Genomic DNA, 24,830 nt, shown 5'->3' with positions numbered 1-24,830 from the left:
ATGTTATGACATAAAACCGTTTCTTTGAATTCGAAGCTGTTGAATTGGGAGGTTCTCATGCTGCGACTCTACGTCTGTTCAATGCTGCTGACACTCGGCCCGGCAGGCGTTCTCGCCGACGCTGTGCCGACCAAAGAAGCCGCAGAGGGTACCTTTGCCGAGCGTCCGTTCTCGCCCTATGCCAACCGGACATTCCCGGAGCGCCCTCTTTGGGGGGACACGCACCTGCACACAGGGTTGTCACTGGACGCCGGAACGTTCGGGAACACGCTGCTGCCGGATGACGCCTGGCGATTTGCGAAAGGCCAACAGGTCATCTCGTCGACCGGACAGCCGGTTCGGCTTGCGCGCCCACTGGATTGGATGGTTCTTACGGATCATACCGACCTGATGGGGTTTGCCCCGGACCTGCAGGCCGGAAAGCCGGGGGTCTTGGCACATCCCAAGGGTCTGGAATGGTACGAAGGATACTCTGCGGGCGGAGACGAAGCTGCCAAAGCGGCGTTCGACATCATTTCCAATTTCTCGCAGATGACCCTTCCGGAAGACCTGCTTGAATCATACAGCCCCGGAGCGGACGCCTTTGCGTTTACCTGGGAACATATCGTGATGGCCGCAGAACGGCACAACGACCCGGGCAATTTCACAGCGTTCATCGGTTTCGAATGGACCTCGGTGCCCAAGGGATTCAACCTGCATCGAAACGTCATGCTGCGCGATGGCCCGATCCGTGCGTTGCAGATGGTGCCGCCGGTCACGCAGCCGCCCTATGGGAACACGGATCCGAAGGCACTTTACGAGTGGCTCGAGGAGTACCAGGCCAAGACCGGAGGCCGTGCCGTTGCTTTCGCGCATAACGGCAATCTGTCGAACGGCTGGATGTTCCCGACCGAAGACACCTATCACGGCGGCAAGGTGGATGAGGAATACGTACAGAACCGCGCCAAGTGGGAACCGCATTACGAGGTCACCCAGATCAAGGGTGACGGCGAAGCCCATCCTTATCTCAGCCCCGACGACCCATTTGCCGACTATGAAAACTGGGATGTCGGGAACCTCGATATCTCCGAGCTGAAAACCGATGACATGCTGGCCGGCGAATACGCGCGCGAGGCGCTGAAGCGCGGGCTGATGCTTGAAGAGAAATTTGGCGTGAACCCCTACAAGTTCGGGATGGGCGGCGCGACGGACAGCCATACGTCGCTGGCAACGGCCGAGGAAGACAACTATTTCGGCAAATCCGTAAGCGCTGAGCCGTCGGCTACGCGCGTTCTGCACCCGTTTGTCGAAAGCGATCTGGGCGCCTTTGAGGGGCATACGCTGGTCGCATCGGGCTATACCGCAGTCTGGGCGTCCGAGAATACGCGCTCGGCCATTTTCGACGCGTTCAAGCGACGCGAGACATACGCCACGACCGGGCCTCGCATCGGGCTTCGTTTCTTCGGCGGATGGGATTTCGATGAGTCCGACCTGCTGACGCGTCTGGTGGCCGATGTGGGATACACCAAAGGGGTGCCGATGGGCGGTGACCTGCGTCCGCCCGAGGGCGAAGGCGCACCGACTTTCCTGATCGGCGCGCTGCGTGACCCCGTCGGTGCGAACCTTGATCGAGTTCAGGTCGTCAAGGGCTGGTTGGATGCAGACGGCGCGCTTCAGGAAAAGGTCTACAACGTGGCCTGGTCCGACGATCGTGCGCTGGATGCCAATGGCAACCTTCCCGAAGTCGGCAATACCGTCGATCTGGATACCGCCAGCTGGAGCAACTCGATCGGCGCATCGGAATTGGTGACCGTTTGGACGGATCCCGACTTCGATCCCAACGCGCGGGCATTCTACTACGTGCGGGTTCTGGAAATCCCGACCCCGCGCTGGGTGCTGTACGACAAGCTTCGTTTTGGAATCGATCTGCCGGCCGAGGCCCAGTTGATCCATCAGGAACGTGCGTATTCGTCACCGATCTGGTACACGCCTGCCAGCGAATGAACCAAGACCGAAACCGGGGGCGTGGGATCGCGCCCTTGGGCCGGGGTCGTTGCTGCAACATCTTCACCCAAGTTGAAATCGGCGATTTGACATGACGGGCCGTTGGGATCAACGATCGGGTATCGAATTGCCAGCAGGTCAGATCTTTCATGCGCTTTTACAAAGAACCGCTGTTCCATTTCATTCTGATCGGGCTGGCCATTTTCGGCTGGTTCTATCTTGTATCCGACGAGGCCGAGCCCCCGGAAGAGGCCGAAACGATCACAATTGACAGCGACGACATCGCGCTTTTGAGAACACGGTTCGAGGCCAGCTGGAAACGCCAACCCACCGACGCCGAGTTGCAGGCGCTGATCGATTCCTGGACCCGCGAAGAAATTCTTGTGCGCGAGGCCCGAAAGCTGGGCTTGGACCGTGGTGATCAGGTGATCCGGGCCCGCCTTGCCCGAAAAATGGAGTTTCTGACTACCGCAATTGCGTCCTCGGTCGCCCCCGAGGAGGCTGTTTTAGAAGAGCATCTGGCCCAGAACGCAGACCGCTTCACGACCCCTACCCTGATCGCGTTTGATCAGATCTATCTGGGTGATGCCCCAGACCCGGACGTCGTCGACGATACTCTGCAGGCGCTGAACGGTGGCGCGGATTGGTCCAGCCTTGGCGTTTCGTCCTTGCTGGCGCGGTCGATGCCACTGACAGCCGCGGGTGCAATCGACACAACCTTTGGTCGCGGGTTTGCGTCACAGCTTGACGGGAGCGAGCCGATGATTTGGATCGGTCCGATCAACTCGGGATACGGGCAACATCTTGTCCGCGTGACCGAAGCAAAGCCCGGTTATCTTCCGCCGCTCGCCGAGATCTACGACTCCGTTCTGAACGATTGGCGCAGGGCGACGGCTCAGGACCTGGCGCAGGCTCAATACGAAAGCCTCGCCGCCCAGTACCGTGTCGAGACACCCGAATCCGCAGAGGGCGGCTCGTGAAGACGGTCTTCTTTGTTCTGCTGAGTTTCTGGCTGGGCATGGTTCCGCAATTCGGCCGAGCACACGCGCTTGACCCCGGCTATCTGGACCTGAACGAACTGGCGCCGGGCACCTGGAGAATCCTTTGGCGTATTCCCGACGTGAACGGACAACCCATGGAGATCGATGCGGTTCTGCCCGACCATTGCGCGCCGGCAAATGGCCCGGAGCCAACAGCGGAAAACCAGGCTTGGGTGTCTTCTTGGATTGCAGAATGTGATGCCGAAATCGCGGGCCATGTTGTGGCCATAGACGGGTTGGAGCGCCAGCAGAACGATGTCTTGCTACGCGTTCGACCGCTGAACACTGAACCCGTGACGCTCAGATTTACGCCTGATGAGGCCGAATTGATGGTTCCGGCGGAGCCTACGATCTGGTCGGTTTTCAGCAGCTACTTTCTGCTTGGGTTCGAACACATTTTGGGCGGCTGGGACCACCTGTTGTTCGTTTTTGCGCTTTTTGTTCTGGTGCGGAACCCATGGCGGTTGGTCGGTGCGATAACCGCGTTCACAGTCGCGCATTCGCTGACGCTGGCGATGGCGACGCTTGGGTTTCTCAACGTGCCCGCCGGCCCCGTCGAAGCCGTTATTGCCTTGTCCATCGTATTCCTTGCTCTGGAAATCCTGAGGCACAAAGAGGGCGAGCTGCGGTTATCCGAGCAATACCCGTGGATCGTCTGCTTCAGTTTCGGCCTGCTGCATGGGCTTGGCTTTGCCGGTGCTCTGGCTGAAATCGGCCTGCCTTCGCAAGAGATCCCTGCAGCGCTGCTGGCTTTCAACATCGGCGTCGAGGCCGGTCAGCTTGCCTTTATCGCAGTGCTCGCGCTTCTGATTGCGATGTGGCGCCTTATCGTGCCACGGAACGCCGGTTGGGTGACCCACTTGGCCACCCCCGTAACAGGCTATGCCATCGGCTGCATATCGCTCTATTGGCTGATCGAGCGGGTCAACGGGTTCTGAGCGCCCAAGCGGTCAATTCACAGATCTTTGCATTCTGGCACGGCGGTCAGAACCGATCCGTCCTTGAGATGTTGCAACAGATTGTCGACCGTCAGATCACCCATCGCGGCACGCGTTTCGACAGTAGCACTGCCCGCATGCGGCAACAGAACCACGTTTGGCAACTCGCGCAACGCTTGTGGAACGCGAGGTTCATCCTCGAAAACATCCAGCCCTGCCCAGCCAAGCGCACCGCTTTGCAGCGCTTCAATCAAAGCTGCCTCGTCAACGACGGACCCGCGGCTGACATTGATCAGCGTGCCCCTGCCCCCCAACGCCCGCATCACCTCGGCGTTGACCAGCTTGTTGGTCGACGGCCCGCCCGGTGTTATGCAAATCAGCACATCCACGTGGTTTGCCATATCGACCAGATTGTCGAAATATCGGTATGGCACATCCTTGGGACTGCGGGTGTGATAAGAGATTTCGGGCGACCACGGCGCCAGTTTGTCGGCAATCGCCTGGCCGATACGGCCAAGCCCCAGAATTCCAACCTTTTGATTGTCGGCTGATCGGGTCAAAGGGGCATTGCCTTCTGTCTCCCACCGTCCCGATCGGACGTATTCATGGTCGCGAACAAGCTCTCGGTAGCAGGCCAGCATCAGCAGAACGGCGGTGGTAGCGACCTCGTTGTTAAGCACATTCGGTGTGTGTGTGACGACAACTCCGCGGGCTGCAGCAGCCGTTGCATCGACCGCATCATATCCAACCCCATAGACGCTGATCATCTTCAGGTTTGTCAGTTGGGCCATCAGGTCGGGCGGCACGCCGTCATGTCCGTTCGTGACCACATGGGTGATGCGCGCGGCATCAAAATCGTCCAGCCGGCGAATATCAAATGCGGCGGACAGCCGATCTTTCATCCGGTCGGTAATCCCGCCGATCTGCAACAGCTCAGTCATCCTGACTGACCTTCTGCCGCTGCAAACCCAGCCCGTCGATCCTCAGGTCCATCACGTCGCCCTTCTTCAAATAGACCGGATCGGGCTTGATCCCCATGCCGACCCCGGGCGGTGTGCCGGTCGAAATCACGTCACCGGGATGAAGGGTGAACAACTGGCTCAGATGCTCGATGATCTCGGCAACGGTAAATATCATGGTGGCCGTGTTTCCGGTCTGCATCCGCTGACCGTTCACGTCCAGGGACATGCCCAGCGCCTGAGGATCGGGAACCTCATCGCGGGTGACCAGCCACGGACCGGTCGGACCGAACGTGTCGCAGGACTTGCCCTTGGTCCATTGTCCGGTCAGTTGCGTCTGGAAATGCCGCTCGGACACGTCATTGACGATGCAATAACCGGCGACATAGTCCAAAGCATCGGCCTTGGAGACGTATTTCGCCGTTTTCCCGATCACCACACCCAACTCGCATTCCCAATCGGTATGGGTGGACCCGCGCGGCATCACAACGTCATCATAAGGCCCCACGATGGCGGAATTTGCCTTGAAGAACAGGATCGGATGCTTGGGAATATCCGCGCCCGTTTCGGCAGCATGGTCCGAGTAGTTCAGTCCGATGCACAGAAACTTGCCGATCTTGCCCACGCAAGCTCCGATCCGCGGATCCCCTTCAACAATCGGCAGGCTTTCGGGATCAATTGCGCGCAGCCTGTCCAGCACGGCGTCGCCCAGCGTTTCACCGGTGATATCGGTGACATGGGCGGACAAATCCCGCAATTGACCCGCAGAGTCGACCAACGCAGGCTTTTCCGACCCTGCGGCTCCGTAGCGAACAAGTTTCATTTCGGTTCCTTTTAGTGATTGTCCCGCGGCAGGAATTGCCGCGCGATGTCCCTGAATTTGTCGGCGCCCTTCAGCGTCATGCCGCGATCCAGACGATCGACCTTCTCGCGGAAGATCTCCTGCCAGGGTGACTGGTCGGACGGGACCGAATAGCCACCTGCAGCTTCCAGTTCGCGGGCGCGTTCATGCAGCTCCTCCAGCGGAACAAGCATATCCGCCGTCCCTTTGCCCAGATCGATGCGCAACCGGTCGCCATTTCGCACCAGCGCCAGCCCGCCGCCTTCGGCCGCCTCGGGCGAGGCGTTCAGGATCGACGGGCTTCCGGACGTGCCGGACTGGCGCCCATCACCGATGCAGGGCAGCGCCTCGACCCCTTGTTTCAACAGGTATGAGGGCGGCCGCATGTTCACCACCTCGGCCGCGCCCGGGTAACCCTTGGGTCCGGCCCCGCGCATGATCAGGATACAGTCTGCATCGATGTTTTCTGCCGGATCATCGATGCGGTGATGAAAGTCCTCAGGCCCGTCAAAAACGACCGCCCGGCCCTCGAATGCATTGGGGTCATCCGGGTTCGACAGGTAGGCCTCGCGGAAAGCGGACGAGATCACCGATGTCTTCATGATCGCGCTTTCGAACAGGTTGCCCGAGAGGTTGATGAACCCGGCCTGATGCTTGACCGGATTTCTCACCGGCTTAATCACGTCGTCGTTCAGCGACCGGCGTGTCCGGCAGTTCTCGCCCATCGACCGGCCGTTGACCGTCAGCGCATCGGGGTTGGGCAGCAATCCGGCATCAATCAACTCACCGACCACGGCAGGGACACCGCCGGCGCGCTGGTAATCTTCTCCAAGGTATTTTCCGGCCGGCTGCATGTTGACCAGCAGCGGTACGTCGTGACCCAGGCTTTGCCAGTCATCGTTGTTGAGAGGAACGCCAAGATGCCGGGCGATCGCATTCAAATGGATCGGCGCGTTCGTCGATCCACCGATCGCCGAGTTGATGACGATCGCATTTTCAAATGCCGCCCGCGTCATGACATCGCTTGGGCGCAGATCCTCCCACACCATCTCGACGATGCGCTTTCCGGTTTCATAGCTGATCTGTCCGCGTTCCCGGTACGGGGCTGGTATCGCGGCGGACCCAGGCAGTTGCATTCCCAAGGCTTCGGCCAGGGAATTCATCGTGGTCGCCGTTCCCATCGTGTTGCAATAGCCAACAGAAGGCGCCGAAGCCGCTGCGATTTCCATGAACTCATCAGTGTCGATTTCACCGGCAGCAAGGTCTTCCCGAGCCTTCCAGATCACGGTTCCCGACCCCGCGCGTTCACCCTTCCACCAGCCGTTCAGCATCGGGCCGACCGACAGAGCGATTGCGGGGATATTGACGGTGGCGGCCGCCATCAACAGCGCCGGCGTGGTCTTGTCGCAACCGATGTTTAGCACCACGCCGTCGATCGGGTAACCAAACAAGCTCTCGACCAGCGAAAGATAGGCCAGATTGCGATCCAGCGAGGCAGTGGGCCGCTTACCCGTTTCCTGAATCGGGTGCACCGGAATTTCGATGCACGTGCCACCAGCCGCGATGATCCCGTCGCGCACACGTTTGGACAATTCCAGGTGGTGGCGGTTGCACGGGCTGAGATCGCTACCCGTTTGCGCAATGCCGATGATTGGCTTGCCGGATTGAAGCTCGGCGCGGGTCAGGCCGTAATTGAGATACCGTTCCAGATACAGCGCGGTCATCTCGAGGTTGTCCGAGTTCATGAACCATTTCCGCGACCGCAGATCGTCCTTTGTTATCTTCGTCATTGGCCTGACCACCCCCCATCGATTATGTGTGTATGTCCTGTGGTGAAAGCACTCTCATCGCTTGCCAGGTAGACGACCAGTGCCGCTATTTCTTCCGCCTTGGCGACGCGGCCCATGGGCTGGCGGGCCACGAACTGCGCCATGGCTTCTTCCCTGCTGCCCAGTTCTTGGGCCAAAGCCTCGACCCGATCGCGCCAACTGGGGCTGTCGACCGTTCCGGGGCAGATGCAGTTGCAGCGGATGCCCTTCGTGATGAAATCAACCGCAACCGATTTCGTCAGCCCCACAACCGCAGCTTTGGTCACGCCATAAACAAAGCGGTTGGGCGCGCCGATGATCGACCCCAAAGCGGAAGACATGTTGATGATCGAGCCGCCGCCCCGTTCGACCATCCCCGGCAGCACAGCCTTCGTTGTGCGCATCATGGACCGCGCGTTGAGGTCCATCGCAAAATCCCACTCATCATCGGTGGCGTCCAGGATGGTACCGTGATGCACGAAGCCCGCACAGTTGAACAACACGTCCGGATTTGCCCGCTCAACCCCCTGAGCGACGCTGGCGTCATCGGTGACGTCCATCTCGAAAATTTCGATATTTTCGAGATTCTGGGACCGAATCGAAGAAAGGTTTTCGAGGTTGATATCCGTCGCAAACACCTGCGCCCCTTCGCGCGCCATTGCAATTGCGCTGGCACGACCGATACCCTGTCCGGCGGCCGTCACAAGGACGCGCTTCCCCACAAGTCTTTCTGACATATGTAAAATTTACCTTTCACTACTTGCGATCAAACACCAGGACCCCGGGCCCGAGTGCGACCGGGCAGCACCAAAAAATTCTGCACGGAAACGCGACAGGCTTTGGCGCAGGAACTTGATGCCGTTAGCGTATGACAGAGATTTTGGTTTGGCTATAACCATGCGTGGTGCGGCCCGAAGGAGGACAAGCAAGCATGAGTGAACAGCGCAAAGTGACCCTTTTGGGCACCGGCCTAATGGGGGCGCCGTTGGCACGAAACCTGCTTGCGGCAGGCTTTCCCCTGACCGTTTGGAACCGTAGCGCCGAAAAGGCACGGCCATTGGCGGACCAAGGTGCCGCGGTTGCAGACACCCCGGCCCACGCGGTTGCCCAAGCCGATGTGATCGTGACCATGCTGGCCGACGGATACGCAACCGGCGCGCTGCTTGAAGACCCTTCTTTCTGCGACCAGCTGAAACCTGGTGCCGTCTGGATCGACATGTCCAGCGCCAAGCCTGAACATGCCCGCGCGCAGTCGGCCCAACTCGAAACCCTCGGCCTGCGGCATCTGGATGCCCCAGTCTCCGGTGGCACCAAGGGGGCCGAGGCGGGCTCGCTGGCGATCATGGTGGGCGGCGATGAGAAGGTCATGCGGGAGGTCCTGCCAATCCTCTCCGCCATGGGGCGCCCCGTGCATGTCGGCCCCAGCGGCGCCGGACAGTTGTGCAAACTGGCCAATCAGACAATCGTGGCCGTCACGATTTCCGCCGTTGCCGAGGCAACCCTGCTGGCCGAACAAGGTGGCGCAGACCCGGCTGCTTTGCGCGCCGCGCTTCGCGGTGGGTTTGCCGACAGCGTGATCCTGCAGCAGCACGGGGAACGCATGTCCAACCGGGACTTCGTTCCCGGCGGACTCTCGAAGTTTCAGCTGAAGGATCTGGACAACACCTTGGCTGAGGCGCGCGGTCTGGGCCTGGAACTGCCCAATACGCAAGCCGTACGCGACCGGTTCGAATACCTGATAAACGAAATGGATGGGGCCGGGCTGGATCATTCTGCGCTCTACCTCGAACTCAGAAAACGGAATGGCATGTCGTGACGCATATCCTCATCATCGGCGGCGGTGGAATGCTGGGGCAGAAACTGGCGCATCACATTTCGGCCGAACAGACCTTTGGCCCGGACGCCCGTGTATCATTGTTCGACCTTTCATTTCCGGCCGAGGGTGCACCGGGAGAAAAAACCGTTGGCGACATCGCGGTCCCAAACTCGGCCAAGATTCTGGCCGCTCAGCGCCCTGACGTGATCTTTCATCTGGCCGCGATTGTCTCGGGTCAGGCAGAAGCTGATTTTGGCCTTGGTTGGGACGTCAACCTGATGACGACCTGGGCACTGTTGAACGCATTGAAGGACGAGCATGACGCCACCAGCGGCGCCTACCGCCCGCGGCTGGTCTTCGCTTCGTCCATAGCCGTCTTTGGCGCCCCTTTCCCCGCAAGGATCGACGATGAATTCCTGTGCGCCCCTCTGACCAGCTACGGGGCGCAGAAGGCTGCGTCCGAGTTGATGATTTCCGACTTCAGTCGAAAAGGATACATCGACGGCATCTCCCTGCGGCTGCCGACGCTGTGCGTGCGGCCCGGCAAGGCAAATGCCGCCGCTTCCTCCTTCTTTTCGGGTATCATTCGAGAGCCCCTGAACGGGCTCGAGGCGGTTCTGCCGGTCGACGACACCGTTCGCCACTGGCACGCCAGCCCTCGGGCAGCGGCAAGATTTCTGACCCACGCGGCCGATCTCGATACGAAGCTGCTGAACGACCGGCGCGCCCTGAACATGCCCGGCATCAGTTGTACGGTCGCCGAACAGATCGAAGCTCTGCGCACTGTCGCCGGTCAAGACGCGGTCAACCTGATCAAGCATGTTCCCGACCCCGACATAGAGCGCATTGTCAAAGGCTGGCCACGCGACTTTCAAACCGACCGCGCGCTTGAGCTGGGCTTCCGCGCAGAGTCGAGCTTTGAAGATATCATCCGCGTTTATCTTGAGGATGACTTCCGCGCTTAGTCGCCCATCGTCTTGCCTGTCAGATGACGCTTGAGGTGGTCATGAATCTTCTGCTTGGTCAGTTGCTCATCGCCGGACAATGCGGCCTCGAGGATGTCGGCGTGATGCCGGATGTTCTCGGAGATGAACTCGAACCGCCGGTCCGCCACCATCAGCTGCTGCCGGAATTGCGCATAGATGCGGCCATGCATCTGCTTCAACGTTTCCGATCCGCAGGCCGAGATCAGCGTTTGATGGAATTCCTTTTCCGAAGCAAACCAGATCTCGATCAGCTCGCTGGGGTCGTCGGTGGCATGAATGCGCTTTTCGATATGGCTCAGCTTGTGATGCGCCGCGGTCAGTCTGGCTTCCCAATCCACCCCGCCGTTGCGGATCGACATTGCGGTGCCTTCTCCCTCCAGCAAAACGCGGATGTGGGTCAGCTCGATCAGTTTTTTCGGCGAACGCTTCGGGACGCGAAAGCCCTTCTGCTCCTGAAAGTCCACCAAACCCACCGATGACAAACGAAAAAGAACTTCGCGAACCGTGCTGGCCGAGCACCCATAGTCCTTGCGCAACTCTTCGGCCCGAACCTTGGCACCATGCTCGAATCCGTTCGAGATCAGACGCATTTTAAGGTGCTGATAAATATCTACTTCTTCATTCATTCCGGTTTGCACCTTTCAGGTCTGGCCACTTAGTGTCCTAATCATATTTTCGATTTATTGCAAGAATCTCGAAATTCTTGAAAATTTCATATTTTACTTGTTGCATTCGATTCGACCGCTTAACGTCTAGCAGCGTGTCGACAAGGGAGGCGGCAAGATCTCCTACCCGGCGCACTGCTCAACGTCTGGGAGGACAATATGAAAATAGTCAAGACAGCGGCTGTTGCGGCCGTAGCAACGACGATGGCGGCCGGTTTCGCGGTGGCTGAAACGACCAAGCTGAGAATTCAAACCCATTTCTCGCCCGAGACGCTGTCCGGGCAGATGGCGGCAAAATACGTCGAAGACATCCAGGAAATGTCGAACGGCGAGATCGAAGTCGAGATGTTCTACTCGTCCTCGGTGGTCAAATCGGTCGAAACCTTCGATGCCGCGGCGACAGGCATCCTCGACTGCGACATGACCGGCGGCGGCTATCAGACCGGTAAGAACCCGGCCTTCCAGTTCGCGGGCGATCTGCTGGGCGGTTACCAGAACCCTTATCAGCAAATGGCATGGCTGCTGCACGGTGGCGGCAGAGATGCCGTCAATGACCTGTACAACGGCTACGACATGGAATTCATCGGCTGGTGGATCCCGGGGCCGGAATCTCTGGCCTCGACCAAGCCGATCGCCAAGGTCGATGACTTCAAAGACTGGAAATTCCGTTCGCCCCCGGGCCTGGCCACCAAGGTCTTTGCCGAGTTGGGCGCATCGCCGATCGTGATGGACTTCAACGAAATCTTCACCGCTCTGGAAACCGGCATCATCGACGGCGCGGATGCTGCGAACCTGACCAACAACGTGGGTCTGGGTCTGTACGAAATCGCCGGTCACACGAACTATCCCGGCTTCCACTCGATGCCCGCAGACCATCTGGCCTGCCGCAAGGACGTTTGGGACGCGATGCCTGCACATCACAAAAAGATCATGGAAGTCGCGATGGACAGCCTGGCGCTGCACAATGCGACGATCAACGAAGTGCAGAACGCTCAGACCGCCAAGGACCTGAAGGCCAAAGGCGTTCAGCTGTATGAGTGGTCGCCGGAAGATCTGGCCGCCTACCGCGCAGCCGTTCAGGTCGGGTGGACCGAGTTCGCCACGACCCCAGAGGCCAAGGCGCTGTTGGAAAGCCACATCAACTTCCTGCGCGATCTGGGCGCAATGCAATAATCGGGCTTCGGCCATTCAACGACAATCGGAAAGGCCGTGCTGACGGCCTCTCCGAATGTGCCCGGGACCCTGCATTTCATGAAAATCACCAAGATCACCAGCCATGTACTGCAGTACAAGATGCCCGAAGTCCTGGGGTATTCGCAGCAGTATTATGACAAGCGCACAACCCATCTGGTCGAGGTTCAAACCGACGAAGGCGTGACCGGCTGGGGAGAGTGTTTTGGCCCCGGCAACGTAGCAAGAGCCAACAAATCCATCGTTGAACAGGTCATTCAGCCGATGGTTCTGGGGCTGGACCCTTTGGACAAGGACGTGATCTGGCACAAGGTGTACAACCTTCTGCGAGATCATGGGCAAGGCGGAATGCCGATACAGGCGCTGTCCGGCGTGGACATCGCCCTTTGGGACATCGTCGGCAAGGTGGCCGGTTTGCCGCTGCACAAACTCATCGGCGGCGCGCATCGGACAAGCGTTCCCTGCTACGGCTACGGGATGATGCTGCGGGATGAGCCGATCGCCGACCTTGCCGCCCGGTTCAAGGACGAAGCCGCAACGATCAAGGACATGGGGTTTGTCGCCACCAAGATGAAGACCGGGTTCGGACCCAAACCGGACGTGCAGCTGTGCGAGGCGGTGCGTCGTGGGGTTGGAGACGACTTCCCCTTCATGGTCGACGCAAATCATGCCTACACGACCTCGGACGCGTTTCATGTGGGCCGCGCCTTGGAAGAGCTTGACGCCTATTGGTTTGAAGAACCGGTGGCCCCTGAGGATCTTGATGGCTATCGCGAACTGCGCGCGGGGCTGAAGGTCAATATCTCCGGCGGCGAGGCTGTGTTCAATCGCTGGGCATGGCGCGCGCTTCTCGAAAACCGCAGTGTCGATATCGCTCAGCCCGAAGTATGCGCGTTGGGCGGAATCTCTGAGTATCTGCGGGTACTTGCGCTGTGCCACGCACACTTCACCCCGGTCGTCAATCACGTCTGGGGAAGTGCGGTTGCTTTGGCCACCAACCTGCATCTGCTCGCGGCAATGCCGGCAATTCCGGGCGGTCTGCACCCGTGGGAACCGATGTTGGAATTCGACACCACGGACAACAAGTTCCGCGACGATCTGCTGACCGTTCCGCTGGAGATACAGAAACAAGTCAAGGCCAACAAAGGCCGCGTGACGATCCCGACCGGCCCCGGACTGGGCGTCGAGCCGGACCTGGAATTTATCGATCACCACCGGATCGACGGATAAGGACGAGGGCTACGTGATGCAAAAAAACTCAGGCGGAATACTGGAGTGGCTCATCCCGCTCGCCTTCGTCGCAACGGCTAGTTGGCTCGTCTGGCATCTGCCGGCCTTCCTGTTGGACTGGCTGCCCTACACGTCCGAATCTCTGAAAAGCCAGGTAACGGAAATCTATCTGCGCAGCGACGTGACGCCCGAAATGACCGGGGTTTTCGGCGGATTTGTCGATATTGTCGATATCGGCGCGCTGATACTGCTGCCGATCCTTGCGGTGATCGGAACCAAGACCGTCCAGCCGGCCGCGATGGAATACGAGGGCACGACTGCGATGGACCGCTTCGCCCTTTTCATCGGCCGGGTCACGATGATGATGATCGCCATCATGACGGTGGTGATGCTGTACGAAGTCTTCATGCGCTACATCCTCGAAAAGCCGACCGAATGGGCCAACGAGATGACACTGTGGTTCGCCAGCTTCGTGTTCCTGATGTCCGGCTACTATGCCATGCAGCAACGCAGCCATATCCGGATCTTTCTGCTGTATGATGCGGTTCCTCGCTGGTTGCAGCGGGTGTTCGACACGATCTCGACCATCCTGATCGTGATGTTCGCGTTCTTTCTGGTCTACGGCAGCTATCAGCAGGTTTTCGTCAACAAACTCTACAAATGGGAGCTTTATGGCTCGGCCTTCAACCCGCCGATCCCGGCGACGTTGCAGCCCATGGTCCTGATCGTGATCACCCTGGTCGCCATGCAGGCCGTTCTGAACCTGATCGCGGATTGGAACAAAGAACCGGAAATCCACACGGATGAACCGGACGAAGACGAAATTGAAATGATCAAACGAGCGGTGGGACAAGACTGATGGATATTGGAACGATCTCACTCATCCTGATGGTCGCCCTGATCGTGCTTCTGGCGATCGGGATGCCCCTGGGTCTGGCCTCGGCCTCGCTTGCGGTTCTGGTTCTTGTTCTGAAGTTCGAGCCGACACTTCTTTTGAACCCGTTTTCATTCGGCGATGGCATTCTGACCGGACGCCCCGGGACTGGGCCACTCTATATTCTGGCGCAGAAGATATATGGGCTCTTAACGGACTACGTGCTCATATCCGTGCCATTGTTCATCTTCATGGCATCGCTGCTGGAGCGATCCGGGATCGCGCGCGACATGTATTCGTCGCTGAATGTCTGGCTGTCCAGAACGCGCGGCGGCATTGCGATCGTGACCTCGATCATGGCGGTGATCATGGCAGCCATGTCCGGCATCATCGGTGGTGAGGTTGTCCTGCTGGGTCTGATCGCCCTGCCCCAGATGCTGCGCCTCGGCTACGATCAGAACCTCGCGATCGGCGTCATCTGCGCCTCGGGGTCGCTGGGGACCATGATCCCGCCCTCGATCGTTCTGATCATCTATGGGCTGATTACCGAAACCTCGATCAAGTCGCTGTTCACCGCGTCTTTTATTCCGGGCTTCATGCTGGCCTCGATGATCATCCTGTACATCATCATCCGCACGCAGTTGAATCCTCACCACGCGCCGCTTCCGGAACCGGATCCGAACGACCCCGAACCGGCTGAAAAGCGCAAACTGTTTGCCGCCTTCATGAGCATCGTCGTCGCCGGATTTTCCACCGTTCTGTTTATCCGGGCCGCGTTTTTCGAGCTTTCCGGCTCGAACGCTGCCAGCCAGGGCGAGCCCGCGCGATTGGGGACAGCTGACTACCTGCCCTGGTTTGCCGGTATTACGATCGTCGCCCTTCTGCTGATCTTCTTCGTCTTTGGCAGAGAGCGCGCCAAAATCGGCTGGGAAATGGGCAAAGGCCTCGTCGCGCCGCTGGTCGTCATCGGCGTCGTACTCGGCTCGATCTATGGCGGGATCACAGGCATCACCGAGGCTGCAGGCATGGGCGCCTTCGCCGTTCTGATCATCGCCATCCTACGGGGCGAAGGATCGTTCGAGCTGGTTTGGGACAGCTTGATGCGAACGCTCAAATCCACAGGCACCATCATCTGGGTCACCATCGGCGCCGCCGCGCTGGCGGGTGCCTACACCATTGCCGGCGGGCCCCAATACGTGGCCGATCTGATCGTTGGGCAGGACCTGCCGACGATGCTGGTCATTCTGGTTATGATGCTGATCCTGCTGTTCATGGGCGCGTTTATGGATTGGGTCGGCATCGTGCTTTTGATCATTCCGGTCTTTCTACCGATCGTTCTGCGCCTTCCCATCGAGGAAATCGGACTCATCGGCCAGTTGCAGCCCAGCCATGTCGCGATCTGGTTTGGCGTCGTGTTCTGTATGAACATGCAGGTCAGCTTCCTGTCGCCCCCGTTCGGCCCGGCGGCGTTCTACCTGAAATCGGTGGCCCCGCCGAATATCAGCCTGACGGATATCTTCCGCGGCTTCCTGCCATTCATCGGGATCCAGCTGCTGGCGCTTTCCGTTCTTCTGATCTGGCCGGGCATCATCGCGCTGCTTTTGTGAGGTTGCACCCATGCTGACACAAGATCAGATTGGCAAGTTCCAGACGGACGGATACCTCGTGGTCGAGGATGTAATTCCCGGTGACGTCCTTGATCGGGTGCAAGCCGAATACTCGGATGTCCTGAACCGGCTCTTTGACGGTTGGTACGAAAAAGGGCTGGTCAAGGACGAACCATCCGGGATGTCATTCTGGGACAAACTTCTGTCCGCTTATCAGGCCGGTTGCGACTATTTCCAGCCGCTGGACATCTCTTTGCCCGGCGACCGGATCATGGCTGACACACCGTTCCATATAGGACCCGCAGTGTTCGACTTGCTGACGGCCCAGCCCATGCTTGACATCGTCGAGCAGTTGATCGGGCCAGAGTTGGTCAGCAATCCGATCCAGCACGTTCGGCTGAAGCCCCCTGCCCTCAAGCTGTCCAAGGACGAGGTGCGGGCGCATATAACCGCAACGGACTGGCATCAGGACCGGGCAGTTGCGTTGGAGGATGCGGACCAGACCGACATGGTCACGGTCTGGATTGCCGTCAACGATGCAACGATCGAGAACGGCTGCCTGCAAGTGCTGCCAAAGGCACAGGACCAATCCATCCTGCCGCATTGCGCGCGCACGCAGACAGGCATTGCCGACGGGTTTATTGACGAAGACCGAGCCGTGCCCTTGCCCGTCAAGGCGGGCGGGGTCATCCTGTTTCACCCGCTGACGCCACATGCGTCGCTGGTCAACGAAACGGACCGGTTCCGCTGGTCGTTCGACATCCGCTTCAGTGCGGCAGGCCAACCCACCGGTCGAGACCATTTCCCCAGCTTCATCGCAAGATCCAGATCGCGCCCCGAAACCGAGCTGCGGGATTGGCGTGTCTGCAAATCCAATTGGGAGGCGGCGCGAGCAAGGCTGTCCGGACAGCCGCATATAGATATTCACCGGTGGACATCGGACTCGCCGTTCTGCGCCTAGCTGCAGCCGCCAGGAAAGCTGATTATGACTTTTGTACGTTTAGATCGAACGGATAGTGTGGTGGTTGCAACTCGGCTGCTGGAGGCCGGCAGCGTGGTTGAAGGCGTCACGACCAATGCGCGCATCCCATCGGGCCACAAGGTCGCCACGGCGACCCTTGCACCCGGCGATCCGGTCAGAAAATACGCCCAGATCATTGGTTACGCCACCCAACCGATCCACCCCGGCGATCATGTACACACCCATAATGTCGAGTTCCGAAACACCAGCGTGGACTATGAGTTTGCGACGGATCACAGGCCTATGAGACCCGCCACCTCGGTCGATACGTTCATGGGCTACCATCGGGACAACGGTCGGGTCGGCACGCGCAATTACATTGCGGTTCTGACCACCGTGAACTGTTCTGCTACGGCGGCCCGCATGATCGCTAACCACTTCACGCCGGACAAGCTTGCCGCGTATCCGAATGTCGACGGCGTGGTGGCCTTTGTCCACGGAACGGGCTGCGGAATGGCAGATTCCGGCGACGGTTTCGAAGCTCTTCAACGGGTCATGTGGGGGTTTGCAAAACATCCCAACCACGCTGCCGTTCTGATGGTCGGTCTGGGCTGCGAGATGAACCAGATCGACTGGCTGTTGGACGCTTATGGGCTGAAGCAGAGTCCAACCTTCCAGACGATGAACATCCAGAACGTCGCGGGATTGCGCCGGACCGTGGAAATGGGCATCAGCAAAATCAACCAGATGCTGCCCATTGCCAATGAGGCAAAGCGCAGAGAAGCCCCGGCGTCTGAACTGATGGTCGCGCTGCAATGCGGTGGATCGGACGCTTGGTCCGGTGTGACGGCGAACCCGGCGCTCGGACATGCCTGCGACCTGTTGGTCGCTCAAGATGGCACGGGTGTCCTCGCGGAGACGCCCGAAATCTACGGAGCCGAACATCTTTTGACCCGCCGTGCCCTTGACCGCGCAACTGGGGAAAAACTGATCGGACTGATCGATTGGTGGCAGGACTACACCGCCCGCAATCACGGTTCGATGGACAACAACCCAAGCCCCGGCAACAAGAAAGGGGGTCTGACGACCATCCTCGAGAAATCGCTGGGGGCAGCGGCGAAGGGCGGAACCACCCCTCTGACCGGTGTATTCAAATACGCCGAACCCATCACCGCCAAAGGCTTCACCTTCATGGACAGCCCCGGATACGACCCGGCCTCGGTGACCGGGCAGATCGCGGCCGGGTGCAACCTTGTGTGTTTCACCACGGGGCGCGGGTCGGCCTTTGGGTCCAAACCGGCGCCGACACTGAAAATCGCCACCAATTCTGAATTGGCGGCGCGCATGTTCGAAGACATGGACGTGGACGCGGGCGACATCCTGACCAAAGGCGTCAGCGTCGAAGAAAAAGGACAGGAGATATACCGACGGCTGCTCCAAGTCGCCTCGGGCGCGCGGACCAAGTCCGAGGCACAGGGCTTGGGTGATTACGAATTCGTTCCCTGGCAAATCGGAGCGGTGATGTGAAACGGATCCTCGTAGCCGGCGGCGGATTGATCGGTATCCGCCACGTCCGCGCCGTCATTGAGCATCCCGGCTGCACGTTGGTCGGGTTGGCCGATCCGGATGGCTCGATCCAGATCGACGCGCCGCGTTTTGCCAGTATGGACGAGGTGCAGGACACAGTGGATGGCGTCATCATCGCGACGCCGACCCGCCTGCATGCCGAACATGGCATTCTGGCCGCGTCCCGTGGTTGGAATATGCTGATCGAAAAGCCGGTTGCCGCATCGGTCGATGATGCCCTGCGCCTTAAGACGGCCGTTAGCGAGGCCAATGTCCGCAGCCTGGTTGGCCATCATAGGCGGTACCACACAACCTTGCAGCACCTGAAGGAGGTGATCGCGCAAGGTACGATCGGACGAGTCATCAACGTCTCGTTGCTGTGGGCCATGCGTAAACCCGACAGCTATTTTGAACAGAACTGGCGGACTTCCGACGGCAGCCCGGTGATGATCAATCTCGTGCACGATATCGATGTCTTGCGCTTTGTGATCGGAGAAATCTCGGATGTCGTCGCCCTGCCCGGCGCGTCGATCCGCGGATCGGATCGGATCGAAAGCGGCGCTGTCGCGATCGCATTCGAAAACGGCGCGACGGGTACCATCAGCTTTGCCGACACCGCGCCCAGCCCTTGGGGGTTTGAAGCCGGAACCGGCGAAAATCCGAACATCGGCACGACCCGCCAGGACATGATGTGGATCACGGGAACCAGGGGCGCCTTCAGTTTTCCATCCATGACCCTGTGGCGCGGACAGGATTGGGGCACTGCGGCCCAAAAAGACCAACTTCCAAGGCCGGACCAGACACGCACACCGCTGGAGGCGCAACTGGATCACTTCCTTGACGTAATCGATGGCGCCCCACCTTTGATCGACGTCGGGGATGCAGCCCGGACGCTCGAAGTCACATCACGCATCGAACAGGAGCTGAAGGCGCGAACCGCTCGAGCGCGGGCGCCGGCCTGACTGAGACGCGGCAGGGCAAAATTTCGGACCATTCAAAAGACCAATGACTATTCCCCGGGCAATATGAGCAATCAGACTGCAAATCCGCCCGCGACAAACACAAGAATGAAAACCAGACATATTCACGGAAAGGGAAACCAATGAGCAAACCATCAATCGGGTTTATCGGCTTGGGACTCATGGGCGGAGCCATGGTGAGCCGGCTGTTGGACCAGGGATACTCGGTCACGGTGTTGGGAAACCGCGACCGCACACATCTGGACGCCGCGATTGACCGGGGCGCCCGCGAGGCGCAAAACGCGCGGGAACTGGCTCAGGCCAGCGACATCGTGATGCTGTGCATGGGAACGTCCGAGCAGGTCGAGGGCCGTATGCGCGGTGCTGATGGAGTGATCGCGGGACTGAAGCCCGGGGCGATCGTCATCGACTTTGGCACCTCGCTTCCGGGCAGTACACGCGCCCTGGCCGAGGAGGTTGCCGCAGCCGGCGGAAGCTACCTTGACGCGCCACTTGGCCGAACACCGTCGCATGCGCTGGAAGGCAAGCTCAACATCATGACGTCCGGCGACAAGGCTGCCTTCGACAAGGCCGAGCAGACACTGAAGGATCTGGGCGAAAACGTCTTCTACCTGGGTCCTGTCGGATCGGGACATACGATCAAGCTGATCAACAACTTCTTCGGAATGACCGTTGCGAACGCGATGGCCGAGGCCTTTGCCATGGCCGACATCACCGGCGTTGACCGCAAGCAGCTGTACGAGGTGATGGCCGCAGGGCCGCTGCATTCCGGAATGATGGATTTCGTCAAAGCCTACGGTGTCGAGAATGATCCAAACCAGCTGGCCTTTGCCATCAAGAACGCCGCAAAAGACCTTGGGTACTATGATCGAATGGCACGCGAGGCCGGCGTTACCAGCGTGATGTCACAGGGCGCACTTTCCGCGCTGAACGACGCGCGCGACCACGGTCAGGCGGATGACATGGTCAGCCAGATGGTTGACTACTACGTCAAACGTTTCAACACCTGATCTATGGCCGTCACCGCCAACCCCAACGCGGACCTGCCGCGCCTTGGCATCGTGCTGATGCTGACGGCGTGGCTGTTCTTTTCGCTGGTGGACCTTGGGGCCAAATGGTTGGCGTTGGCCGGCGTGCCGGCATTTCAGTTGGCGTTCATGCGTTATGCAGGGCACTTCGTGATCTCAGTGGGCGTGATCGCCAAGGGCGGGATTGAGGCCAGCCGGTTCAAGACCGACCATCCATGGCAGGTCATTAGCCGGGCCTTGCTGCTGATCTCAGCAACCGTTTTCAATTTTTATGCCCTGCGGTTTTTGCCTCTGACCGTCGTGTCGGCAATCATGTTCTCAAGCCCGGTCATCGTGTGCTTTTTGTCCGTCTTCGTGTTGAAAGAAAGCGTGGGACCATGGCGTTGGGCGGCTATCGTACTGGGCTTTCTGGGGGTGTTGGTTGTCGTGCGGCCGTTTGGTTCGGCATTTCATCCGACCATGCTGCTGATCGTCTACAATGCCACCGCGTTGGCCTTGTACTCGATCATGACGCGCAGGCTGTCGGGGGTTGTTGCCGTGGACACCATGCAATTCTACCTCGGGCTTACCGGTACAGTGGTCCTGCTGCCTTTCGCCATCTGGTTTTGGATCCAACCGGAAAACACGTGGAGCATGATCGTCCTGATCAGTCTTGGCGTCTTTGGGTGGTGCGGGCATCAACTGCTGACGAACGCGCATCGGTTCGGAACGGCGAACCAGCTGATGCCATTTACCTATTCGTTCCTGATCTATGTTGCGATCTGGGGTTATCTGTTCTTTGACACGGTACCGGACGCATTCACGTTGGCAGGGGCTGCGCTGATCATGGCTGCCGGTCTCATCATCTGGAAAAGAGAAAAGAAATGACGCGAATTGCCTGCATCGGCGAAGCAATGATCGAATTGTCCATGCTGGAAACCGGCGCAAAGGTGGGCGTCGCGGGGGATACGCTGAACACGGCCATCTACATGCACCGCGCAGCGCCTGATCTGCAGGTGGAGTATGTGACATGTCTGGGCGACGACCCGTTCTCGGGGCGCATCGCGGACTTCATCGCCAGCCATGGTATCGGGACATCCGGCATCCAAATCATTCCGAACGCCTCTCCGGGCCTGTACGCGATCACGACCTCTGCGGATGGTGAACGCAGCTTTACCTATTGGCGCAGCGAAGCGGCCGCCCGTCAGCTTTTTTCCGATCACGATTTCAGCTCGCTGAACGGCTATGACGTGCTGTACTTGTCGGGGATTTCCGTGGCCATTCTTCCGCATTCGGTAAGGCTTGCGCTTCTGGACTGGCTCGACGGCGCTTCAGTCCGGTTGGTCTATGACAGCAACTTTCGTCCACGTCTTTGGGATAGCGTTGAACACGCCCGGCAGATCAACCAACGGCTTTGGCGGCGTGCGGACATCGCCCTGCCATCCATCGACGACGAGATGGCACTGTTCGGGGAAAGCGCCGAACAGGTGGCGGCGCGCTTTGCGGGTCATCACGGAATCGGCGCGTTGAAGCGCGGAGAGAATGGCCCCCTGTCCATTGGTCAGAGCATTGACCAAACCTATGAGCCTGCCAAAAACGTGCTGGATACGACCGCGGCAGGCGACAGTTTCAACGGTGGGTACCTCGCGGCGTTGCTGACGGGAAAAACACAGGCCGAGGCCCTGATGGCTGGACACAATCTGGCATCCACCGTTGTTCAGTTCCGCGGCGCGATCATTCCCGGATAAGCGGCGCGAGATCCTCGGCTCCGACAAGACGCAAAAGCGGCATTAGCGGATCTGGCTGCTTGACAGCCAAAGCGATTTCCGACGCGCAAGGATCGTTCAGCGCCCGACCTTTGGCGGTCTCGGACAGGCAATAGGAGACCCAGGCCCGCATCCCCGCAATCACCGCCTGAGAGCCAGTCTCACGAAGTGTGGGAACAAATCGATAGGGCAGCTTCTGGCTTCCATCCATCGCGATTTGGTCCAGACGATGCGCCAACTCGGGGTTTTCAAAGCGGTGCAACAGAGCCTCGGCATAGTCCGGAACCTGTGCTTGCACCGCGGCGGGCAGCGTTGTGCCCGCATCCTTCATCAACTCGGAAACCAGCGGGCGCAGAACCGGGTCTCGAACCGCTTCGTGGACGTAGGTCAGGCCGCGCTCCAACCCGGCATATGCCAACAGGGAATGGGCCCCGTTCAACATGCGCAGCTTTCGCATCTCGTGCGGGGCCACGTCATCGACCAGTTGCACGCCCGGCCAATCCGGATGCGGTCCGGCAAAATTTTCTTCGATCACCCACTCAGAGAACGCCTCGGTCGGAACAGCCATTGGGTCACCGCTGATTGAGCGAACGGCGTCCGTTGTGGCCGGGGTGATCCGGTCGACCATCGCGTTAGGAAAGCGAACGGCGTCCCAATTGACGTCCAGACCGGCTGCTTTCGCGAAACCGAAAACGGCCGTCTCGAGCGTTTTTCCGTTCTCCATACGATTGTCGCAGCTCAGCACCGTCACGGGTTTGCGCCGTTCCGCAAGGCCAAAAGCCAAAAACCCGATCAGCGTTGCGGGCCCCTGCCCTGCCAGATCGGCGGCAATCGCCGGGTCGTGGAGGTTCAGCTTGCCCGCGGCATCCAGATGATAACCTTTCTCGGTGACGGTCACCGAAATGATCTCGGCATCCGCCATCACATCGAAAATCGCTGCGCGATCCTCGGGCGCGACCAGAACGTCGCGCAGAGCTTTGATGCGCCGGACGCCCTGCCCCTGTACGCACAGATCGTACTTGAAACCCTGTCGTGCCAATCCATCCCGAACCGAGGATGAACGCAGGCTGACGCCGACAACGTCCCATCCACCCGCTTGATCGGTGTAGTCCAGCAAATGCGCCCGGGCAAAGTTTCCGAGGCCGAAGTGAAGAATTGTCCCCATCTAACTCTGCAATCCATAAACCTGTTTCGCCAGATCGACCGCCAACAACCGTGCAAGATGCTCGGCACTGTCCCGACCGAAGTAACCGCGCGCAACCTGCTCGGCCAAATGAATCGCCACGCCCCGCCGCCAGAGGTCGTGTCGTGCAGGAATGGACAGAAAAGCCCGTGTGTCGTCATTGAACCCGGCCAGATTGTAATACCCGGCCGTTTCAACGACCTGATCAAAATACCGCGCAATCCCGGCTGGACTGTCGTGGAACCACCAAGGCGGCCCGATCCGAAGGCACGGCCAATGTCCCGCCATTGGTGCCAGTTCACGGGCGTAGGTGCCTTCGTCCAGTGTGAACAAAATGATGCGCAGTTCCGCCGAGTTTCCGACCCGGTTCAACAGCGCCTCAAGGCCCGTGACCCAATCCATCGCGATTGGAATGTCGGCCCCCTTGTCCCGTCCGAAATCCCGCATTACCGCGTTGTTCGTGTTGCGTTTGCTGCCCGCATGTATCTGCATGGTCAGACCATCATCGACAGACATCTGCGCCATTTCGATCAGCATATGCCCGTAGAAACGGCGGGCGTCCTGTTCGGTCCCCTCCCGCCGTCTCAGCCGCTGGTACAGCGCATCCGGGTCCTCAAGCCACTCGGTCTGTACACGTTCGATACCGTGGTCGGTGGCGGTACAGCCCAGTTGGATGAAATAAGATCGCCGCATCCGCAGTGCGTTGAGATAGCCATCATAGCTGTCCAGATCGCAGCCTGTCAGCTCGGCCAACTTGTCCAGGTTCTGTACGAACTCCGGGTCCGCCCCATCCAAGACCCCGTCTGGGCGGAACGTCGGAACAACCCGCCCGCCCCAACCGCTTGCACGGATCTCCTGATGCTGTGTGAGAGTGTCGAGAGCCGAATCCGTAGTGGCCAGAACCTCGATCCCGAACCTGTCGAACAATGCCCTCGGGCGAAAATCGGGTTGCGCCAACTTTTCCGCGATCTTGTCGTAGATCAGATCTGCGGTGCGAGAAGACAACTCCTCGGACACGCCCAGCGTTTCATGCAGTACGTAGTTCATCCAGATCCGGGAAGGCGTTCCAAGAAACAGATGCCAGTGCTCGGCAAAGGTACGGAAAACGGCGCGAGGATCCTTCTTTCGCCCCTCTTCCCCAACGCCGAGTTCCGACAAGGGAACGCCCTGCGAATAGAGCATACGGAACACGTAATGGTCGGGAACCACCAACAGCTCTGCCGGGTTGGGAAACGGCGCATCGGATGCAAACCACCCCGGATCGCAGTGACCATGCGGAGATACGATCGGCAGGTCCTTGGTGCCCAAATACAGGTCTTCTGCCATCCCATTCAAATTGCCAGTCAATTCTGCCTCCGATACTGCTACCGTCAATTGTTAACACAGTTTTTAATGGTTGCATCTTTCCCGTTCGAACCCGCAGACTGAC

The 24,830-nt window shown here is 59.3% G+C and carries 21 protein-coding genes and 1 pseudogene; 15 read left to right on the top strand and 7 right to left on the bottom strand.

Translation table 11 applies throughout. The features are described from left to right. Nucleotides 1-57 precede the first annotated feature (57 nt). The 3 genes from ACR0DA_RS03720 (at nt 58) to ACR0DA_RS03710 (ending at nt 3,961) form a co-directional block, all read left to right on the top strand. Nucleotides 58-1,983: a DUF3604 domain-containing protein gene (locus tag ACR0DA_RS03720; protein ID WP_244952398.1), complete on the top strand. Its 1,926-nt coding sequence runs from the start codon at nt 58-60 to the stop codon at nt 1,981-1,983. A 149-nt stretch (nt 1,984-2,132) separates the two neighbouring features. After that, nucleotides 2,133-2,963, top strand: coding sequence for a peptidyl-prolyl cis-trans isomerase (locus tag ACR0DA_RS03715; RefSeq protein ID WP_170389682.1), 831 nt, complete (start codon nt 2,133-2,135; stop codon nt 2,961-2,963). Continuing rightward, nucleotides 2,960-3,961, top strand: coding sequence for a HupE/UreJ family protein (locus tag ACR0DA_RS03710; protein ID WP_480752998.1), 1,002 nt, complete (start codon nt 2,960-2,962; stop codon nt 3,959-3,961). Before ACR0DA_RS03715 ends, ACR0DA_RS03710 begins: the two co-directional genes overlap by 4 nt. 17 nt (nt 3,962-3,978) lie before the next feature. Here ACR0DA_RS03710 and ACR0DA_RS03705 read toward each other — a convergent pair whose 3' ends face one another. The 4 genes from ACR0DA_RS03705 to ACR0DA_RS03690 are packed head-to-tail and all read right to left on the bottom strand — an operon-like array spanning nt 3,979 to nt 8,306. Next, complete coding sequence (locus ACR0DA_RS03705) at nt 3,979-4,902, bottom strand: 2-hydroxyacid dehydrogenase (RefSeq protein ID WP_170442320.1); 924 nt, start codon at nt 4,900-4,902, stop codon at nt 3,979-3,981. Beyond that, on the bottom strand, nt 4,895-5,743 hold the full coding sequence (locus tag ACR0DA_RS03700; RefSeq protein WP_170371507.1) for a fumarylacetoacetate hydrolase family protein: 849 nt from the start codon (nt 5,741-5,743) through the stop codon (nt 4,895-4,897). Before ACR0DA_RS03700 ends, ACR0DA_RS03705 begins: the two co-directional genes overlap by 8 nt. Before the next feature lie 11 nt (nt 5,744-5,754). Further along, on the bottom strand, nt 5,755-7,551 hold the full coding sequence (locus ACR0DA_RS03695; RefSeq protein ID WP_170371320.1) for an IlvD/Edd family dehydratase: 1,797 nt from the start codon (nt 7,549-7,551) through the stop codon (nt 5,755-5,757). Then, entirely contained in the window at nt 7,548-8,306 is a 759-nt protein-coding gene (locus ACR0DA_RS03690; protein WP_480752997.1) for an SDR family oxidoreductase, read from the bottom strand. Before ACR0DA_RS03690 ends, ACR0DA_RS03695 begins: the two co-directional genes overlap by 4 nt. Before the next feature lie 194 nt (nt 8,307-8,500). On the opposite strand from ACR0DA_RS03690, the gene ACR0DA_RS03685 reads away from it, so the two are divergent. Both ACR0DA_RS03685 and denD read left to right on the top strand, forming a co-directional pair. Continuing rightward, nucleotides 8,501-9,385: an NAD(P)-dependent oxidoreductase gene (locus ACR0DA_RS03685; protein ID WP_480752996.1), complete on the top strand. Its 885-nt coding sequence runs from the start codon at nt 8,501-8,503 to the stop codon at nt 9,383-9,385. Beyond that, nucleotides 9,382-10,350, top strand: coding sequence for a D-erythronate dehydrogenase (gene denD / locus ACR0DA_RS03680; RefSeq protein ID WP_480752995.1), 969 nt, complete (start codon nt 9,382-9,384; stop codon nt 10,348-10,350). Before ACR0DA_RS03685 ends, denD begins: the two co-directional genes overlap by 4 nt. Here the strand turns inward: denD and ACR0DA_RS03675 are convergent. After that, on the bottom strand, nt 10,347-10,997 hold the full coding sequence (locus tag ACR0DA_RS03675) for a GntR family transcriptional regulator (RefSeq protein WP_170357473.1): 651 nt from the start codon (nt 10,995-10,997) through the stop codon (nt 10,347-10,349). The genes denD and ACR0DA_RS03675 overlap by 4 nt on opposite strands. 198 nt (nt 10,998-11,195) lie before the next feature. Here ACR0DA_RS03675 and ACR0DA_RS03670 point away from each other — a divergent pair, with 198 nt between their 5' ends. From ACR0DA_RS03670 to ACR0DA_RS03625, 10 genes and pseudogenes are all read left to right on the top strand, one after another. Further along, on the top strand, nt 11,196-12,209 hold the full coding sequence (locus tag ACR0DA_RS03670; RefSeq protein ID WP_093961716.1) for a TRAP transporter substrate-binding protein: 1,014 nt from the start codon (nt 11,196-11,198) through the stop codon (nt 12,207-12,209). A gap of 78 nt (nt 12,210-12,287) precedes the next feature. Next, nucleotides 12,288-13,457, top strand: a complete 1,170-nt coding sequence (locus ACR0DA_RS03665) for a mandelate racemase/muconate lactonizing enzyme family protein (RefSeq protein WP_480752993.1) — start codon at nt 12,288-12,290, stop codon at nt 13,455-13,457. 16 nt (nt 13,458-13,473) lie between these two features. Further along, nucleotides 13,474-14,316 (top strand): TRAP transporter small permease subunit, encoded by an 843-nt coding sequence (locus ACR0DA_RS03660; RefSeq protein ID WP_174819626.1) that lies wholly within the window; start codon nt 13,474-13,476, stop codon nt 14,314-14,316. Further along, nucleotides 14,316-15,938 (top strand): TRAP transporter large permease, encoded by a 1,623-nt coding sequence (locus ACR0DA_RS03655; RefSeq protein ID WP_480752992.1) that lies wholly within the window; start codon nt 14,316-14,318, stop codon nt 15,936-15,938. The genes ACR0DA_RS03660 and ACR0DA_RS03655 overlap by 1 nt, the downstream gene beginning before the upstream one ends. 10 nt (nt 15,939-15,948) lie before the next feature. Continuing rightward, nucleotides 15,949-16,899, top strand: coding sequence for a phytanoyl-CoA dioxygenase family protein (locus tag ACR0DA_RS03650; protein ID WP_170371333.1), 951 nt, complete (start codon nt 15,949-15,951; stop codon nt 16,897-16,899). A 24-nt stretch (nt 16,900-16,923) separates the two neighbouring features. Then, nucleotides 16,924-18,426 (top strand): UxaA family hydrolase, encoded by a 1,503-nt coding sequence (locus tag ACR0DA_RS03645; RefSeq protein WP_480752991.1) that lies wholly within the window; start codon nt 16,924-16,926, stop codon nt 18,424-18,426. After that, nucleotides 18,423-19,427 (top strand): Gfo/Idh/MocA family protein, encoded by a 1,005-nt coding sequence (locus tag ACR0DA_RS03640; protein ID WP_480752990.1) that lies wholly within the window; start codon nt 18,423-18,425, stop codon nt 19,425-19,427. Before ACR0DA_RS03645 ends, ACR0DA_RS03640 begins: the two co-directional genes overlap by 4 nt. A 116-nt stretch (nt 19,428-19,543) precedes the next feature. Then, nucleotides 19,544-20,455, top strand: a pseudogene (locus tag ACR0DA_RS03635) (NAD(P)-dependent oxidoreductase); the annotation flags it as partial. A 3-nt stretch (nt 20,456-20,458) separates the two neighbouring features. Then, nucleotides 20,459-21,340 carry a DMT family transporter gene (locus ACR0DA_RS03630; protein ID WP_170419382.1) on the top strand — a complete coding sequence of 294 codons (882 nt, stop codon included), beginning with the start codon at nt 20,459-20,461 and terminating at the stop codon, nt 21,338-21,340. Then, nucleotides 21,337-22,200 (top strand): sugar kinase, encoded by an 864-nt coding sequence (locus tag ACR0DA_RS03625; RefSeq protein ID WP_480752988.1) that lies wholly within the window; start codon nt 21,337-21,339, stop codon nt 22,198-22,200. Before ACR0DA_RS03630 ends, ACR0DA_RS03625 begins: the two co-directional genes overlap by 4 nt. Here ACR0DA_RS03625 and ACR0DA_RS03620 read toward each other — a convergent pair. After that, nucleotides 22,187-23,383 (bottom strand): mannitol dehydrogenase family protein, encoded by a 1,197-nt coding sequence (locus ACR0DA_RS03620; protein ID WP_480752987.1) that lies wholly within the window; start codon nt 23,381-23,383, stop codon nt 22,187-22,189. The two genes, ACR0DA_RS03625 and ACR0DA_RS03620, sit on opposite strands and share 14 nt — an antisense overlap. Continuing rightward, on the bottom strand, nt 23,384-24,727 hold the full coding sequence (uxaC, locus tag ACR0DA_RS03615; protein ID WP_480753903.1) for a glucuronate isomerase: 1,344 nt from the start codon (nt 24,725-24,727) through the stop codon (nt 23,384-23,386). Nucleotides 24,728-24,830: the final 103 nt, after the last annotated feature.

The sequence above is a fragment of the Ruegeria sp. CI8 genome (assembly GCF_056536865.1).
Note: the sequence above shows the minus strand (reverse complement) of the source record. Positions and strands in the feature narration are given on the sequence as shown.